12 protein-coding genes are annotated in these 17,467 nt (G+C 44.6%); 10 read left to right on the plus strand and 2 right to left on the minus strand.

Features of this window, described 5'->3' with window-relative positions; translation table 11 throughout:
- Positions 1–191: 191 nt before the first annotated feature.
- On the minus strand, positions 192–872 hold the full coding sequence (locus BLR37_RS08345; protein WP_090767062.1) for a FecR family protein: 681 nt from the start codon (positions 870–872) through the stop codon (positions 192–194).
- 57 nt (positions 873–929) lie between these two features.
- The gene (locus BLR37_RS08350) at positions 930–1,481 is read right to left on the minus strand and encodes an RNA polymerase sigma factor (RefSeq protein ID WP_090767065.1); all 552 of its coding nucleotides are present in this window, start codon (positions 1,479–1,481) and stop codon (positions 930–932) included.
- A 376-nt stretch (positions 1,482–1,857) separates the two neighbouring features.
- On the opposite strand from BLR37_RS08350, the gene BLR37_RS25095 reads away from it, so the two are divergent.
- From BLR37_RS25095 to BLR37_RS08400, 10 genes are all read left to right on the plus strand, one after another.
- Entirely contained in the window at positions 1,858–2,055 is a 198-nt protein-coding gene (locus BLR37_RS25095; protein ID WP_143009554.1) for a hypothetical protein, read from the plus strand.
- Between the two features lie 292 nt (positions 2,056–2,347).
- Positions 2,348–5,290, plus strand: coding sequence for a SusC/RagA family TonB-linked outer membrane protein (locus tag BLR37_RS08360; protein WP_167356567.1), 2,943 nt, complete (start codon positions 2,348–2,350; stop codon positions 5,288–5,290).
- 11 nt (positions 5,291–5,301) lie between these two features.
- Positions 5,302–6,840, plus strand: coding sequence for a RagB/SusD family nutrient uptake outer membrane protein (locus BLR37_RS08365; RefSeq protein WP_244154623.1), 1,539 nt, complete (start codon positions 5,302–5,304; stop codon positions 6,838–6,840).
- Positions 6,841–6,842: 2 nt separating this feature from the next.
- On the plus strand, positions 6,843–7,505 hold the full coding sequence (locus tag BLR37_RS08370) for a hypothetical protein (protein WP_090767073.1): 663 nt from the start codon (positions 6,843–6,845) through the stop codon (positions 7,503–7,505).
- A 13-nt stretch (positions 7,506–7,518) separates the two neighbouring features.
- Positions 7,519–8,541, plus strand: coding sequence for a DUF5007 domain-containing protein (locus BLR37_RS08375; RefSeq protein WP_090767076.1), 1,023 nt, complete (start codon positions 7,519–7,521; stop codon positions 8,539–8,541).
- Between the two features lie 21 nt (positions 8,542–8,562).
- The gene (locus tag BLR37_RS08380; RefSeq protein ID WP_090767078.1) at positions 8,563–11,757 is read left to right on the plus strand and encodes a SusC/RagA family TonB-linked outer membrane protein; all 3,195 of its coding nucleotides are present in this window, start codon (positions 8,563–8,565) and stop codon (positions 11,755–11,757) included.
- 11 nt (positions 11,758–11,768) lie between these two features.
- The gene (locus tag BLR37_RS08385; RefSeq protein ID WP_090767081.1) at positions 11,769–13,328 is read left to right on the plus strand and encodes a RagB/SusD family nutrient uptake outer membrane protein; all 1,560 of its coding nucleotides are present in this window, start codon (positions 11,769–11,771) and stop codon (positions 13,326–13,328) included.
- A gap of 22 nt (positions 13,329–13,350) precedes the next feature.
- Positions 13,351–14,091, plus strand: coding sequence for a fasciclin domain-containing protein (locus BLR37_RS08390; protein WP_090767084.1), 741 nt, complete (start codon positions 13,351–13,353; stop codon positions 14,089–14,091).
- Positions 14,092–14,104: 13 nt separating this feature from the next.
- Positions 14,105–15,712 (plus strand): DUF5008 domain-containing protein, encoded by a 1,608-nt coding sequence (locus tag BLR37_RS08395; protein ID WP_167356568.1) that lies wholly within the window; start codon positions 14,105–14,107, stop codon positions 15,710–15,712.
- Positions 15,713–15,739: 27 nt separating this feature from the next.
- Complete coding sequence (locus BLR37_RS08400; protein WP_090767089.1) at positions 15,740–17,467, plus strand: alkaline phosphatase family protein; 1,728 nt, start codon at positions 15,740–15,742, stop codon at positions 17,465–17,467.

A 17,467-nucleotide genomic window follows, 5' to 3' on the forward strand; every position in this document is an offset into this window, starting at 1 on the left:
CTAATCTTAATGCTTTCGCTATTGTGCACCTCTCTTTTGCTCGCGCTAGTTATGGAGAGACCCTGAAACACCCGTCCGACCAGCCGGGCGGAAGTTCAAAGTGACGGCGAGGTGGTGATGACTGAGGCGATAGCGATAAATGTTTCTCTTGAAGCTTTTCCCTTTCCGGGGTGCCCACAGGCGGATAGGGATTACTGAGTCTGCACTTTACGCAACCCCTCCCCAGGCCTAAACACCAGATTTTCGGTCGGTTTTAGAAAAATCATCTGCTTGCCCCAGCACACTTGAACCCGTCCTGTAATTACCTTTACACGAACCTGATCGTTATTAAGCCCGATATAAAAAGAAGTACCCAGCACTTTGGTGATAACTGCACCCGAGGTAATAATAAACGGGTGTTTATGATCTTTAGCCACTTTAAAAAAGGCATTCCCTTTAAGTAAGGTTACCGCCCTTATGTTATGGGTAAAATGTTGGGGATACCGGAAACTGGAATGGGCGGCCAGGTAAACCGTACTTCCATCAACCAGCTTTACCGAATCGATATTAGCTGCTGTGCTGAGTGTAATGGCTTTAGGGTTAATTTTAGCGTTTAACAAAATCCCCGCACCTACCGTTAAGGCAACCAGGGCTGCAGCAGCATACTTGATGTAGCTGGTCCACGATTTGGTAAAGTGGGCACGCTTTTTAATCTGGGTGTAAATCTCTGCCGAAACAGCGGCCTTTTTACCCATCTGCTCGCCATCCCATTCGGCACTTTGGTATTCATTACTAAAGAAACTTTCCAGCAGTCTGCTTTCTGCTTCGGTAATGGTTCCCTTTTCTTCTTTTTCTACCAGGTGCTCCAGGTAATGCATTTCTTTTTTGCTCATAGTACTTGTATTCGGGTATAAGTACCAAAGGGGGCAAAAAAGTACTATGGCAGACGATTACGAAATCGTTAAATTATGGTTAAGTAATATTAACATGTAAATCCCGAAAGGGATAATCAGTCCGGAGGTTTCGTTGCTGTGAAACCTTAACTGCTTTAAAGCCGAGGTGAGCTGGTTTTTAACCGTTTGCTTAGAAAGATTAAGCGCTTTGGCAATCTCGTCGATATCCATCTCCCTGATTTTGTTCATCACCAGAATCTCTTTCCTTTTTTCAGGTAAGCGCGCCAGCAGCACATTAAGCTGATCCATCAGTTCTGCCTCAAGCGTACCTACATGATCAACCAGATAACTTTCAAAGTTATCTTCCATAATGGTCGTATCCAGTTTTTTCCGACGGTATTCTTTCAAAACCTGGTTTTTGGCTGCCCTGAACAGGTAATTTTCTATCGACAGGATGCTTACCTCGGCGCGTCGTTCCCAAAGATCAGTAAAAATATCCTGTACAAAATTCTGCGAAAGATGTTCGTCCCTCGTCATCCGAAAACAGAATGCATACAGTTTCTCCCAATGGCGGATATAGATGTATTCAAATTCTTTAAGGCAAATCATGGGGATGATTAATTTTTAAGCCTAAGAAAAGAAAAAGATGTAGCCTGCATTTTACTTGAAGGTTATGTTTTAATTAAATCTTGGCATTCAGGCGGCTCCTCATGGAAGATAAAACCAGCCTGATCAACTTTTTTAATCTGCCCAACCAAAAAATAAACGGCCAAACAGGCTTTAACACTAAATGCACGATTTTCAGTCGATTATACCCGATTTTCTACCTTTTATTTAAGGATTTTCATCTTTTTTTAAAGTAGAATATAGCAGTTTTGATTTAACCAAACCCATATCCTTCCCGGCTTCGGGCAGATATGAAAACATGATAAGCGGCTGTCCCCAAAAGCTGGCTTATCAAACAAATTAACCAAAACGATTGATTATGAAAAAACCATTACTTCACAAGCAAGGCTTTCTGAAGGTTTACCAGGCTCCAATCCCAATCCATTTCTGTTGCTTGTTACCCGATGCTCAGTTGCCAGCGCAATCCTATCACCAAACGTATGCAAAAGCAGGGCTTTACGGCGATGCCAAAATCCTAATGTTTCAGGCTCAAAGCCAGAATTTACAACCCAATTAAGCAAGCCCCTGAATTTTAAAGGTAAAAACAGTTAAACAGTTCCTCCCCGGCGCAAAACACCTTCATGAAATGCGGCTGTAAGGCTCTTTCATGCCGATGTTAAGGTATTGACCACAATAGTGGTCCGGGAATTTATTTGCCCTGCCGAAAGGCGTGGAAGGGATCTGTATTGCTGTTTTTTAAACAGACAAGCCAACAAACGTGATATAAAATGAACAAAAAAAATCAAGCATTAGATTCCGATCTAAACCAGCTTCAGCCGGGATGTTTATTTAAAAACATACCCAAAAAGATGGGTTTATTTTTAGTGCTATCCACCATGATTAGCTGCGCGGTTAACCTTCAATCGCATGCGAAAAGCACAGCTAACTTAACCGTCGCCTGCTTTCAGGATACCACCAAAAAAGCAAAGCAGCAGGTTGCTATCGATTCAGTAATACTGGTAAGCTATGTATCCAAAAGCAATACCGATACCGTAAAACTCAACCAGGTAAGCAAATATCCTTTTATCTCCCTGCAGCAAGCCTTAAAAAGTAATGCCAAAGGCCTATACGTGCAGGAAATTACCGGCGAGCCGGGCAGTGCCAGCCAATCGATGTTATTGAGAGGCTTAAGCCGTCCTTTATTATCAAAAGCTAATGTTGCAGAATCGCAACCAGCCGTTTATATTAACGGTATTCCCTTAATAGGCGATAATCCTTTTGTGTATAATGTACAGGAATACGATTTTTCGCCTATAGGGCCTGCCACCAACCTGTTATCGGCTATCGATCTGGATAATATCCAATCTATAAACGTAATCAGCAACCTGGCGGCTGTTTCTATTTATGGGCCACGTGCAGCTAATGGTGCCATTTTAATTACCACCAAAAATGCACACCAGGGCAACCGCGAAATTTCGGTGAACAGCTATTTCGGTTTTGCCGCTAAAAACAAGGTAACCACTACCAATGGCCGAGATGAAAGCCTCTTCCGCAACATTTTCTACAATAAATATGCTACAGCAGAAGATTTCGACAAGTACCCGGCTTACCTGGCCGATGCCACCAACGAAAACTATTACGGCCGATCGGACTGGACCGACCTGTACTACAAAAATGCAGCGTTGCACACCATCAACGCCAGCATAACCGGTGGTACCTCGCGATCTAACTTCAGGTTTTTTGCCGGCAATACCTCTAATGCAGGCAATGCCGATGATACCCGCCTTAACCGCTATAACGCAGCCTTTTTTATCAATGTGCTGCCGCTGAAATGGCTCACCATCTCAACCATGGTTAACGCTACCCGCCTTAACCGCGACCGCAACCGCTCGCTGCGCGACCGTTTTGCGGAAATGCAGTACGTACCCGACCTCATTAGCCCGATAGCGCCAAACAAAACCATTTATGGCAACTATTTAAGCGAGTACGAAGAAAAAACCATCGATAACAACATCAACAATGTATTACAGGGTTCTTTTTCGGCTAATGCCAGGTATAAAAACTTCGATTTCATTACCCGCATATCGTTTGATTACAATGAAGGTATGCGCGATTTGTTCTATCCAAGCACTTTAATGGATGGGAACAATTACATCTCTAACTTTTACGCTTACAACCAGCGCTTAAATATCGACAACTCGATTGCCTACAATTTTAAAGTAAACAAAGCCCAGGTGTTTAAAGCTTTGTTTGGCCATACGCTTTCGCGCGATGTAAATAAGTACAATTACCTGCAGGGTTACAAAGGTACCAGCGATTACATCCGGATTAACAGCGTAGATGGCGATGTAAACGAAGGCGACTATTTACAGGCCCAGGGCTTTTTCACCAAAAAATTTACCGACAAGCAAAAAATCAACATCAGTTCTTTATACGGCAGTTTTGATTATACGCTGAACAACGAGTTTTTTGCTACCCTGGTAGCCCGTACTGATGGAGCTTCGAATATGCAGGCCAATAACAGATGGTTCTTTTCGCCATCGGTAAATACCAAATGGGACATTACCAAATACCTTAAAAGTGCTGTACTTAATAATTTAAGCTTAAACGCCTCTTATGGTCGTTTGGGTACGCTTAACATTACTGATGTATACGGCGCAGGCCCGCAATATGTAAGCGATCTGGGCTGGAGCTCCAATAAATCAGTAGGTTCTTATGGTGGTATTGGTACGCTATCACGCCCTTACAGCTCAGGCTGGATTGGTTACGATATTCCATGGGCCTATGTGCAGGCATTAGAAGTGGGTACTGACGCTGCATTTTTAAACAACAGGTTGCAAACCCGCCTGTCGTTCTATTCTAAAACCAACAAGCGCATGCTGTTAGGCGTTCCGGTTAATGCCGAATCGGGTTATACCAGGGAGTATAAAAGCGGCATGGATGTAAACAATAAAGGCATCGAGCTGGCCATTTCGGCCGAGATTCTTAAAGCCAAAGCTGGCGAGCTGGGTTGGAATGCCGATTTCAACATTGCTTTTAACCAAAATACTTTAAAGGCCCTTCCCAATAACCTGCAGGAGATTACCATTGGCAACCAGAAACTAACTGTAGGTAAACCTGTAGATCAGATTCTGGTATTACAAAGCCAGGGCGTTTACCAAACCGATGTAGATGTGCCTGTAAATCCGGCCAATTTCCAGATCATGACTTACAAAGGCCTGAAACTGCATGGCGGCGACCCGAAATGGAAAGACCAGAACGGCGATTACGTGATTGATGAAAACGATAAAGTAGCCATGGGTGGTTATATGCCGCGCATTGTGGGCAATTTTACCAGCAGCTTTAGCTACAAAGGCTTTAATCTCGATTTCAATATTTACTTCGCCTTAAAACGAAGCATCATCAACCAATCGGCAGCCAATCAGCTCGATTTCATTAACAAAACCGGTAACAACAACATCAACTCGGTAAACGAAATTACTTTCTGGCAAAAGGGCATTAATGTAGCCGATTACCCGATTTACAACCCCTGGAGCGCCGTACAATCGTACCGTAGCGATCAGGATATTTTTATCGAAAACGGCTCGTATGCCAAGTTAAGATCGGTTTCGCTGGGTTACGATATCTCAAAGTTCAGGTATTTCAACAAAACCTTCCGTAAAATTTATGTCTACGCCGCAGCACTTAACCTCTATACACTGAAAAGTTATACCGGTGGCGACCCCGAACTGGTGAGCTATACCGGCGAAGATACCGGTTATGGCCTGCCTATACCGAGAACATTCACATTAGGTTTAAAAATTGATTTATAAGCACATTTACAATGTATAACAAAATAAAACCAGCCAGAAACGTAATCAAAAAGATTGGGATGTTTATGCTCATCGGTACGGTATTGCTATCGGGCTGTAACAAAGAACTCGACATCGATTCTACCCACCTGGTAAACGAAAGCAACAACTGGAAAAGTTTAGCCGATGCCCGTTCAGCCCTGCTGGGTTCGTACGGTTTGCTCAGGGCTGCGCTTGCCGATAACAATGCCCACTGGCTGTATGGCGATTTGCGCATGGGCGATTTTAAAGCCACTTCGCGCCTGGATTTAAAGGCCGTTACCGAAAACAATTTAAATGCGCCTTATCCCGTAGTAAAATCGTTGAGCAACTGGCGCAAATTCTATGCAGTAATTAACAGTTGTACGGTTTTTATTGATCGTGCAGGCGAAATTTTAAAAAACGACAAACAATACACCGAAGAAAACTATAAAATTGATGTGGCCCAAATGCGGGCGCTCAGGGCCTTTACCTATTTTTACATGGCGCGCATCTGGGGCGATATTCCATTAATTACAGCCTCTACCGACGGTAATTTTATTGAGCGCCCAAAAGTAGCATCAGAAATTGTACTGCAGTTTGCCACCAGCGAATTACTGGCCGCTGTAAACGCCCTGCCTTACCGTTACGGTGCTTTACAAAACGGCTTAAACCAGCAGAGTTATTACGGTAAGGTGGCGCCTTACTGGGATGGCATTTTACTGAACCGCATTTCGGCCTATGCTATCCTGGCACATATTGCAGCCTGGCAAGGTAAATACCTCGATGCGGTGGCCTATGCTAAATTCGTAATGACCAACTTCGGTTTAAGCGGTGCCATTTATACCACCACACCCAACCTAACCAAGGTTGATGGTTTATTTTATGGCAATAACGCCTCGCAACTGGTAGGCTTTCCGTTTAATTACAACACCGCCGAAATGAGCGCTGTTGGCCATATCGAAGACCTTGTTCTTGCAGCGCCCATCATTTCAAAAGCGGTACCGCAAATTAAAATGCCCGACGATGTAATTGCCGGCATTTTTAACGAAGCAAACGACCTCAGGTTCAGGTTCGATCCGCTTACCGGCCTGCCCGTATCCGATTATTTCAGCGGATATGGCACTTCGAATACCGTATTCAGCAAAATTAAGTGCATCCGTAATGCTTCTACCGATGGTACACTGGCCATTTACAGCTCGGCACTGGTATTTACCCGCATGGAAGAAATTACCCTGCTTTATGCCGAATCGCTGGCTGCTATAGGCAGTATGGACGAAGCTACCGACGCCTTAGACATTGTACGCAACAGCCGTGGTATTGGCCTGTACAAAGGTACAAACGCCGGATTAATTGATGCCATTTTTGCCGAACGCCGCAGGGAGTTAATGGGCGAAGGCTGGCGCTGGTACGATCTGGTACGCTACAACAAACTGAAAAACAACGACCCTAAATTCACCGACCTGATTAAAAAGGGCGGCATTTACTGGCCTATTGATGAAGAAGTGCTGAGCACCAATGCAAAAATTACACAAAACGAATATTGGAGGTAACGATGATAAAAAGTATTAAAAATATAGCCTGTTGTATGGCCATTGCCCTGTTTGCCCTTGCCTGCAAAAAAGACGATGGCGCCTACAACTACGAAAACGAAGCCAATGTATTTGATGGAAATGCTTATGCCTACCTCAAATCGCAAACCGGCAAATACGATTCGCTGCTTAAAGTATGCGACCGGGTAAGCTGGGCAAAAGATACCCTAACCAACAGTAAAGCCATTACCCTGTTTTCGCTTACCAACCGTAATTTTTCAGTAGCATTAAATGCACTGAATAACCTCAGGTTAAGCCAGAACAAAAAAGCATTGGGTATTGCCAATCTGGATGCCGACCAGCTGGGTATTTTATTAGACCGCTACATTGTAAGCAATAAAATAACTACCGATAGCCTGCACTTTGCCGATGGTGCTTTTTTAACCAGCACCCATTTTAAGTATGGCATGAATGCGCAGGAACTGAACTCGAACGCCAGTGGTTATGTTTTTGGTGGTCCCAAAGGAGTAGTTTACAGCGACGTTAAAAACTCGCAGTACACCAAAGAATGGAAATCGGCCACTACCCAGGCGGTAAATATCGAAACCAATAATGCCATTATCCACGTGCTTTCGGCCTCGCACGAATTTGGTTTTGGCGAATTCCTCATCCGATTAAATAAATAAATCATTCTGTTATATGATACCAGGAAATAAATCAATTGCCTTATTTTTTGCAGCCATTGGCGCACTGGCCATATTCGGTTGTAAAAAGTTATTGCCGAGCGATACCGATGCCTTTAATAAAGACGCCGGATTTAAACAAACCGTTTACAAACCCATACTTGGCCGCACTACCTTAATGGGCGATAACTTCAATATCGAAAGTTCATCGCTGCCGCTTACCTTCAAAATTGTATCCATGCGCAACAGCGATGGCATTACCAGCCCAGAGTTGTTAAAACCTTTTCCGGTACTGGTATGGAAAAAAGCTTATGATGGAAGCGAGAAATCGATTCAGGAAATTGAAGCCAAGCGTACTACCGAACAACATACCCTGTTCGAAGTAGGCGAACACTCGGGCGAATTTATCATGTGGGCCGAAGCCAAAAGCAACATTGTAAAAGCACTACCCGATTCGGGTTACGTTTTCGATGTAGAAGTATCGAACAATGGCGGCCGTAAATATTTTAACAACCTGGTATTACAACCCCAGAGAGAACTACCTTACGAGCCTAACCGCATTAACCCGCTAACCGGTGCCAATACCGGTGGCAGCATTAATCCAACAGTTATGACTGGCATCGTGGGCGATAAATCGGGCCAGCCCCTGTCCTCAAGCGATATTACCATCCTGTTTAACAAAGTAGGCGAGGGCAACTCCATTTCCTTTAAGTTTTTAGATACCCTGCTTAAACCCATCGACCCGGCCAAATTTAAACTCACCAACTGGAGCAAGCTGGTACATGGCTTTAACATGCAAATGAGCACTACCGCCGTAAAATACGATGCAGCTTATCCCATCCCGCTGGTAACCATCCCAACACCTTACACCAACCCTGCAGGTAACCGTGCCCGTGTAGCTTTTGCTTACGATCGCATTGGCTTTGGGGGTTTCAGGGTAGAGGCCAACTTGGGTTTAGACTTCGCCATTTTCGAAAAGGGCGATTGGGAGGTCATCTTCTGGTTTAATAAAGATAACCCGCGGTTTACGAACGACTAGCCCCAGAAAAATAAGTTGAACATGAGTTTTTACAATACAGATATGACTAAAAAATACATCCTAAATTTATTGCTTTTGGTAACGCTGGCAGTATGGGGCGGTGCTGTATCGGCGCAAACCCTCATCAGCGTAAAGGGCAAGGTGGTAGATAAGAGTGATGGCAACGGCATACCGGCCGTAACCATTATGGCCAGCACCTCAACCCGGGCAATAGGAATGACCAGAGATGATGGATCATTTATGGTAAGCGTACCCAATAACGCCACACTAACCTTTAAATACCTCAACTACAAAGATGTTGTAATCAAATTAAACGGCAAAAACGACCTTAAGGTGGTTATGGACGAAGACCGTACCTCGCTAAAAGACGTTGTGATAGTTGGTTATGCCCAAAAAACAAAAGAAACCGTAATGGGCGCGGTAACATCGCTAAAAGGTAAAGATATTCAGGATGTTCCGGTAAGTAACGTGACCGAATTGTTTCAGGCCAAAGTACCGGGTTTAAACATCCAGATCAATACCGGTAGCCCCGGTGCTGCACCAACCATTAATATGCGCGGTTTATCGGGCATCAGTGTTACCGGCTCTGGCGACAATGCCTTTTTAACCCCAACATCACCTTTATTCGTAATTGATGGGGTACCGGTTGATTTAAATACCGATTACCAGTATGGATTTTCGAGTAATGGTCCCGGCATTAGTCCTTTATCGTTAATCCCACCCGAAGATATTGAAGAAATTAACTTCTTAAAAGATGCCAGTGCAACAGCCTTATACGGTGCACAGGGCGCTTACGGGGTAATTCTGATCAATACCCGCAGGGGTAAATCGAAAACGCCGATTATCCAGTACTCCACTAACTTTTTCTTCAATACTCCGCCTAAGCTTCGTCAGGTAATTGGTGGTGCTGCCGAAAGCAATTTAAGGCTTTGGGAAATTTATACCTATGGCGCCAATGTATATTCGGCACGCCAGAGTATTGATAATACCCCAATGCTGGCCGATAGCTTAAATGCCTTTTACAACAACTCTACCGATTGGCAGAGCATTTTTTACCGCTCTACCTATAACCAGCAGCATAACGTAAATGCCAGCGGTGGCGACGATTCTTTTAACTACAAAATTAACGTGGGTTATTACGATGAGAAGGGGATTCAGGAAAATACCGGCTTTACCCGCTACTCACTCAGCATGAATACACGTTACAAACCCAGCCCTAAATTTAACGTCAATCTCATCCTATCGAGCAGTTTGGGTAACACCCAAAAGGGAAGTGGCAATGGTTTGCTGCAAACGGGTGTGGCCTCGGGAGCAGGTTCTTCATCTTTATTGCCGGGGCCCAGCTTAATTAACAGCAGTGCGGCTTTAGGTGCTTTAATTGTTGATAACGACAATAAGGCCGGCAACATTAAAACCAGTGTAGAAGCCCGTTACGAGTTTCTTACGGGTCTGGCACTCTCCAACATCACCAGTTACGATTATTCGATGGGAACTACCGAGACCTTTAACCCAGCCATATTAAACAACAATGTAGCAGGTGTTTACTCGTACAACGATAAGCGCAGCACCTTGTACAACAGGGCTATGTTAAGTTTTAACAAATCGTTCCAGAAAGATGTACATAACCTGGGTGCCTACGTTTTCTCAGAAGTGTATGTGCGCAATTTCCAGGCGCATGCCATTAAACAAGACCAGTATACCAACGATCAGTACCAGGGACCATTCGGTACTGCAGCAGCAAGCTCTGGCGGTGGGATTTTAGATAACTACTCCGATTCAAGAGCCGCATCGCTTGCAGGAAGTATCTCTTATAACTACAAAACCAAATACCTCATCGAGGCTACTTTCCGTTTAGATGGTACATCGAGTACCGGTTTAAATGCGCCTTGGGCACGAAACCCATCACTGGCCCTGAAATGGAATTTCAACAAAGAAAATTTCCTGGCCAACTCCAAATGGCTCGACGTGGGTATGCTCCGCCTCTCGTGGGGTAGAAATATTGCCCCTGTAGGTAGTGTTTTCGATGCCAATGGTACTTACGATTATTATGGTAACTACAACGGTATGCCCACTACGGCTATCGATTTTAACAACCTGCCCAACATTAAATTATTACCTACATCAACTACCCAATACAATGCAGGTTTAGATTTAAACCTCTTTAAAAACCGCATTACGCTAACTTTCGATACCTATTACAAAATGGTCGATAACCAGCTTTGGGAAAAGAACATTACCACACACAATGCTTTTACCAAACTTAAAACCAACGAGGTAAGCAACGTAAACTATGGTTATGAGCTGGCAGTAAGTTTCAGGCCATTACCATCTACCAGCAAGGTAAACTGGACACTGAGCATTAACGGGGCTTATAACAAGGAAAAAATTACCGCCCTGCCCGATGCTACCCGTCAGCTGTTACTGGATGGAGGCGCTACCGGACAAGCCATCTTGTATCGTCTGGGTCGCAACTCGCTAACCAATATCCTGTACAATTTTAAAGGGGTATTTGCTACCGATGATGATGTACCGGTTAACCCTGCAAACGGTACCCGTTACCACACTTTTAACGGCGCTGTCCCAGTGTATTTCAAAGCAGGCGATCCGTATTATGCCGATATCAACGGCGATTACGTGCTCGATTCGAAAGATATGGTGGGTGCCGGTAACTCGCAGCCTTTAATCAATGGCGGTATCAGCAACTTTATCTCCTACCAGGGTTTTTCGCTTAACGTAATTATGGCTTACACCTGGCACCGCGATATCCTGAACAATCCGCTGGCTTCGAGCTTCCAGAATTTTGCTTCGCCTTTTTCTGCAAACAACCTGGTGCCCATCAGCGCCTATAACATCTGGCGTCAGTCGGGCGATATTGCCAATTACCCTAACCCTTACGATTATTTGCGTTATGGCAACTATGGTGCTACCGATAAATCGACGCAGTTTTTGCCTTTCCGTTATAACCAAACCCTGTTTCAGGAAGATGGTTCGTACCTGAAACTGGCAACCGTAACGCTGGGTTACAACTTTAAGCCAGAATTAACCAAACGCCTTGGCATTACCAGCTTAAGGGTATTTGCTACAGCCAACAACATCCACACCTTTAGTTTTTACTCGGGTGCCGATCCGGAAAATGTGAGTTCGCTGGGCAGGGATAACTCTGGTGGTTACCCAGTACGCAGAACCTATGCTTTGGGCTTAAACATTCAATTATAAACAGGATAACGATGAAAAAAACAATATATCTACTGGCAGCACTGCTGCTGTTGAGTGTAAACTTTAGCTGTAAAAAGTTCTTAAACGTAGAACCGTTAAGCAAGCTATCGGGTAACAATTACTGGAAAACCGAAGGCGATGCCGAAGGTTTTGCACTGGGCATGTACCGCTCGTTCAGGGAGGCCACCATGCAGAGTGTACTTTTCGAAATCGGCGATACCCGCTGTGGCTGGGCCATCCCATCATCCAAAGGTTATCCGCCGAGGATCGATTTTACTTACATGGCCACCAATAACCTTAAAATGGCCATTGCCGCCCGTGCCGACCGCTCTTTGCCTGGTTACGAAGCCAATGCCATTAACGAGTGGTTTCAGCTTAACTCACGTTACGATCTGATCCAGAAATGGGCACCTTTTTACAAAGTGATCCAATCGGCCAATATTATGGTTAAAGAAGTAGCGGCGATGCCTGATGGAGCCCTTTCGCCAGCCAAAAAGAAACAATATATCGCCGAAGCAGTGTTTATGCGCTGCGTGTCGTATTTCTTTTTAGTGCGCCTTTTTGGCGATGTACCTTACTATACAGAAGCCTACAACCAGGAAGCCCTGCCCCGCACCAATATGGTTAAAGTATTAAAAAGCTGCCTCGAAGATCTGGGGGCTGTAAAAAATGATTTACCCTGGACTTATAACGACCCTACTTTTAAAGGCATCAGGGCCATGCGTGGTGGTGCCATTGATTTAATGATGCACATGAACATGTGGTGCGCCGGTTTTGATGCAGGTAATGCACCGGCATATTACACCCAGGTTGACGAGCTGGGGAATGAACTGCAGGATATTGGTGTAGACCAGCAAAAAGCTTACCGCTTAATGCCCATTGAGCAAACTTATCTCATCATGTTCGGTAAATCGCAGGAAGGTTTATTCGAAATACAGCTGAGCGATAATACCGGCGAGAACACCGCCAAACTGCGTTACAAATACTCTTTCTCGGTAGTACACAACCCTTTCTTCGCCAGCAGCGACAGGCCGGTGAGTGAGCTGGTGTACAATGCCGATTTTATGAAGAAAATTTATCCCGAAAGCGGTACCGATAAACGCAAAACCGTATGGTTTGACGAAAACATATACGACCAAACCGGTGTATGGCAGTTCTATAAATTTTATAACCGCGCAGCTTTGGTTCAGTTCAGCGATGATAACCCGATTATTTTCCGTCTGGCCGATGCCATTTTACTGCATGCCGAAGCACTTGCCGAACTGGGCCGTGATGGTGAAGCCGCTACCTTGCTTAACGTAATCAGAGCCCGTGCGGGTGCCGATCTTTATCCGGCAAATCCGGGTGAAGGCAAAATCAAAGACGCCATCTTTTTAGAGCGCGCCAAAGAACTAATGGGCGAAGGACACCACTTTTACGACCTGGTACGCACCCGCAAAATCCTCGATCCTAAGTTTACGCCTAACCCGCTTTCGTTCTCAGCGTTTCAGGCTGGTGCATGGACCTGGCCTATTGATCCCAGCGCAACCATTAACAACCCTTACATGACTTTGAACAATTACTGGCGCTAACCCATTAAAGCATATATTAAACATGAATAAGTTTAACAAATACACACTATTGCTAAGTCTGGCGTTTTTAACCGGTTTAGCTTTTAGCTGCAAAAAATACGAGCACTACCTTGATGGGGGCGTAAAAGAAGCCAAATTTGATGGCACCATTTTACAATATCTGCAAGCCAAGCCCCTGCATTTCGATACGCTTACACAGGTAATTAAACTGGCCGGTATGGAAAGTACTTTTAGCAGCGATAACATTACCTTTTTTGCACCTACTGATCCAACCATTAACCGGGCCATCCGCACGCTAAACAAAGAGCTCCGCTCAACCGGAAAAGATACCGTAAATAAACTTTCGGATGTTAAGCCTGCCGTATGGAAAACAGCGCTCTCGCTTTACATTTTTAAAGGTACCAACCGGCTTAAAGATTATAGCCAGGTAGATACACTTGCGCTTAACACCTATAAAGGGCAGGGTTATATTTCTTACAACGGTGCTCCCATGAACATTGGCGTAGTGTATAACGATGCGGTAACCAATGCCGGTAGCGCCAATGAAGTAAGGGTAAAATATGCCGGTTACAGGCAACTGATGATTTCTTATATCACCGATTTGTCGCGTCCGCAAGCTTTCTGGATCAACGCACCTGTAGCTTCATCAGACATTAACCCCACCAATGGGATTGTGCATGCACTCAAAATGGAAAAGCACTCTTTTGGCTTTAACAGCACCTATTTTAACTCAATTGCGATAGAAAATGGAATTGGGAATTAATAAAAACAGCATTATGTTAAGAAACAGACAAATTTCAGGAAAAAATATGGGGATGGCCTGTCTGCTCCTGCTGGCCCTTTCTTTTGCTTCGTGTAAAAAAGAAAACCCCATAAGCGAAGATCCCTATGCAGGCGGTAAGGTTGCGCTGGGCATTAAATTCGCTTCAGATGTTTCGGATACTGAGCAGGTAAACGGCACTACGCAGATCACCTTCGAGGTAACCGGCCTGATGCCATTTAAAGATCAGGTTAAATTCTACATTAACGATACCGAAGCCAGCATTACCAAAATAACCGATAAAACCATTACCGTACTTTTTCCGGCAGGGGCCAGTACCGGTGGTACTACACTCATTGTGGGCGACCAGATCTTTTTTGGCCCCGCTTACCGGGTAGAGGGTAAGGTTGAGGTAGATGCTACTTTTGCCGCCAATACCAGTCTTGGTAGCATCAGGCAGATTTTATCCTTACCCAACGGTAATCTGGTTATGGTAGGCTCATTTGCAAATTACATGGCAGCAGCCACCACCAAAACCCCTATCAACAATATTGTATTAACCAATGCCAATGGTTTTATTACCTCAGGCTTTTCAACCGGCAAAGGAGCCAATGGGGCTATATCGTCTATCTTCAGGTTAGCCAACGGTCAGTTTATGGTAGGCGGTAGCTTTACCAATTACAACAACCGTGTTGGCATAAATGGTGTAACCCGCTTAAATACCAATGGCTCTTTAGATTCGTCGCGGGTAGAAGTGGTAGGGAAAACTTCCGATCACTCGTACGATACGGTAGCCACCTTTAACGGCGGGGTAAGCGGCTTCGTTAACAAGGTTTTTAATTACAACAACAGCATTTATGTTGTAGGGAGCTTTAACAATTACGCCGAGTTTTTTTACGAGCGCTCTACCCGCGACAATAAAGTAGTGGGCTATACCAAACTCAATGGCCTGTTAAAAATGAACCTCGATGGTAAGATGGATTCAAGCTATAATTTCAACGTAACAGCCAACCTGCCTTATGTTGCCGGTAATGGTCCTATTAGCGATGCGTTGATGCAAAGTGATGGCAAAATTATACTGGTAGGTTCATTTACTACTTACCAGGGCTTAAACAGCAACCGCATTACGCGTATTGGCACCAATGGCCTGGTTGATGCCACCTACCCATCCGGAACCGGAGCAGACGATGCCATCAACGCCATTACCTACAGTGCCACTTCGGGCAAATATTTAGTGGCCGGTGTGTTTAACAATTACAATGGTTTTGCCACCAAAGGCCTGGTGATGTTAAATACCGATGGTACGGTTGACAGGAGCCTGGTACTTAAAACCATCGAAGGGGGCAGTATCAGTAAAGCCTTTCAGCTAAAAAGCGGTAAAATACTCGTATTCGGATCTTTTAAAAAGTACGATGGCGTTATTCGTCAGGGCTTCATGGTACTAAATCCTAACGGAAGCCTGGCTACAGGATACAACAATACGGGTAAATTTCAGGGCATTGTGAACGATGTTTACGAAAGCACCGACATTTTCGGTAATCCAACTGCCCTCATTGCCGGTACCATTACCCTTTTCGATAACCAGCAGGTATCGGGTGCAGTACGCATCTCCCTCAAACCATAATCATGTTGTTAACCAAATTAGCTTACAATGAAAAGTAAAATAAAAAAACCGGCATTTAGCTACCCACTGGCAGCCCTTTTAATGGCAGCCCTGGTTGCTGTTTTTTCCTGCAACAAAGAACTGGCCGATAAAAAAGATTTCTCTAACAATACCGGTGGCGAGGTTGCCGATGCCCAAAAGCAAAAAGTATTGTATGTAATTGTTGATGGTGCCCGTGGCGAATCTATTTTCAAATCGCCTACACCTGTGCTTTCGCGTATGATTAAGAATGGCATGTTCACCATCAATTCCGTATCAGACGAAAATGGTTTAAACGCTACCTCCTGGGCCGATATGCTTACCGGCGTAGATAAAAACAAACACAAGGTAATTAGCGAAGATTTTGCGAATAACAAACTGACCGATTATCCCATGTTTTTTAAACGCGTTAAAGACAATACCACATTAAGAACCGCAGCATTTGGTATTTCGCAAAGCATGAGCAGCAAGCTGGTAAGTAATGCCGACGTAAACAGCACTTTTGCAACCGATGAAGCGGTAAAAACAGCCACCTTAACCGAGCTGGCCAATAACGATGCTGCTGTGGTGCTGGCCGAATTTCAGGGCGTAGATAAAGCCGGAGCACAATATGGTTACGATGCCAGTGTCCCCGAATATGCTTCGGCCATCAGCACGATTGATACCTACATTGGCGAGCTGAATAATGCCATTAAGGCCCGCGCCAATTTTAGCAAAGAAAACTGGCTCATTGTAATTGCCTCCAACAAAGGTGGTGCTTATCCGGTGATTCCGGCGTTGATGGATAATACCTTATTCAGCAAGCCCCTGTTAAACAGTTTTATCATTTTATATAACCCCAACTTTAAATCGACCATTTACAACAAGCCTTCAAGCTTAACCTCATTACCCTATGCCGGTAGTTTTGGGCGCTTAAACGGCGATACCATTGCCACGGTTGATGCCACCAAATCTAACCTCTATAATTTCGGCACTACAGGCGAGTATACGGTAGAATTTAAATTAAAAGTACAGGCATTTGGTACGCTCAACGCACCTATTTTCTTTAAAACATCGAGCCCGGCCAACAGTACTACCGGCTGGTGGATTATCCACAACGGATCAAACGGTACCTGGCGCCTGGGTGGTTTAGCATCTGCTGCTATTGCTACCCCAATTGCCAAAGCCATGGAAACCAACCGGTGGTATACCATTGGGTTTAAAATCTATTTTGTGGGTACTGTACGTTATGTACAGCTTTATCAGGATGGCGATCCTGTTGGTTCGCCCACAGTAATTACCGGCAGGAGTGTAAATAACAGCGAGCCCCTGGTTGCGGGTTACCGTTCGGGTTACGGCAATACCGCCAAACAGTTTATTGCCGATATCCGCATTTTTAACGTAGCTGTGCCCGATGCAACGATCAAAGATTATTCGTGCCAGGTAGCCATTGATGCTACCCATCCGTATTACAATAATTTAATTGGTTACTGGCCGGCATTGGATGGCACCGGAACGCTGATTAAAGACCAGAGTAAATCTAAAAATGATTTCGTATTCCAGAAATCGAACCAGTGGGTAACCTTTGAAGATTACGACAGCAAATTTTGCATTAAACCTTCGCCCGAGCTCTATAAAGTAGTACCGCGGGGCGTAGATATACCCACTTTTATTTTGGGCTGGCTAAACATCAATGCAACAGGCTTTAACCTCGATGGTAAAGTCTGGACACCAACCTACACCAACATTTTAAAGTAA

The organism is Pedobacter soli (genome assembly GCF_900101435.1).
GTDB classification, from domain to species: Bacteria; Bacteroidota; Bacteroidia; order Sphingobacteriales; family Sphingobacteriaceae; genus Pedobacter; species Pedobacter soli.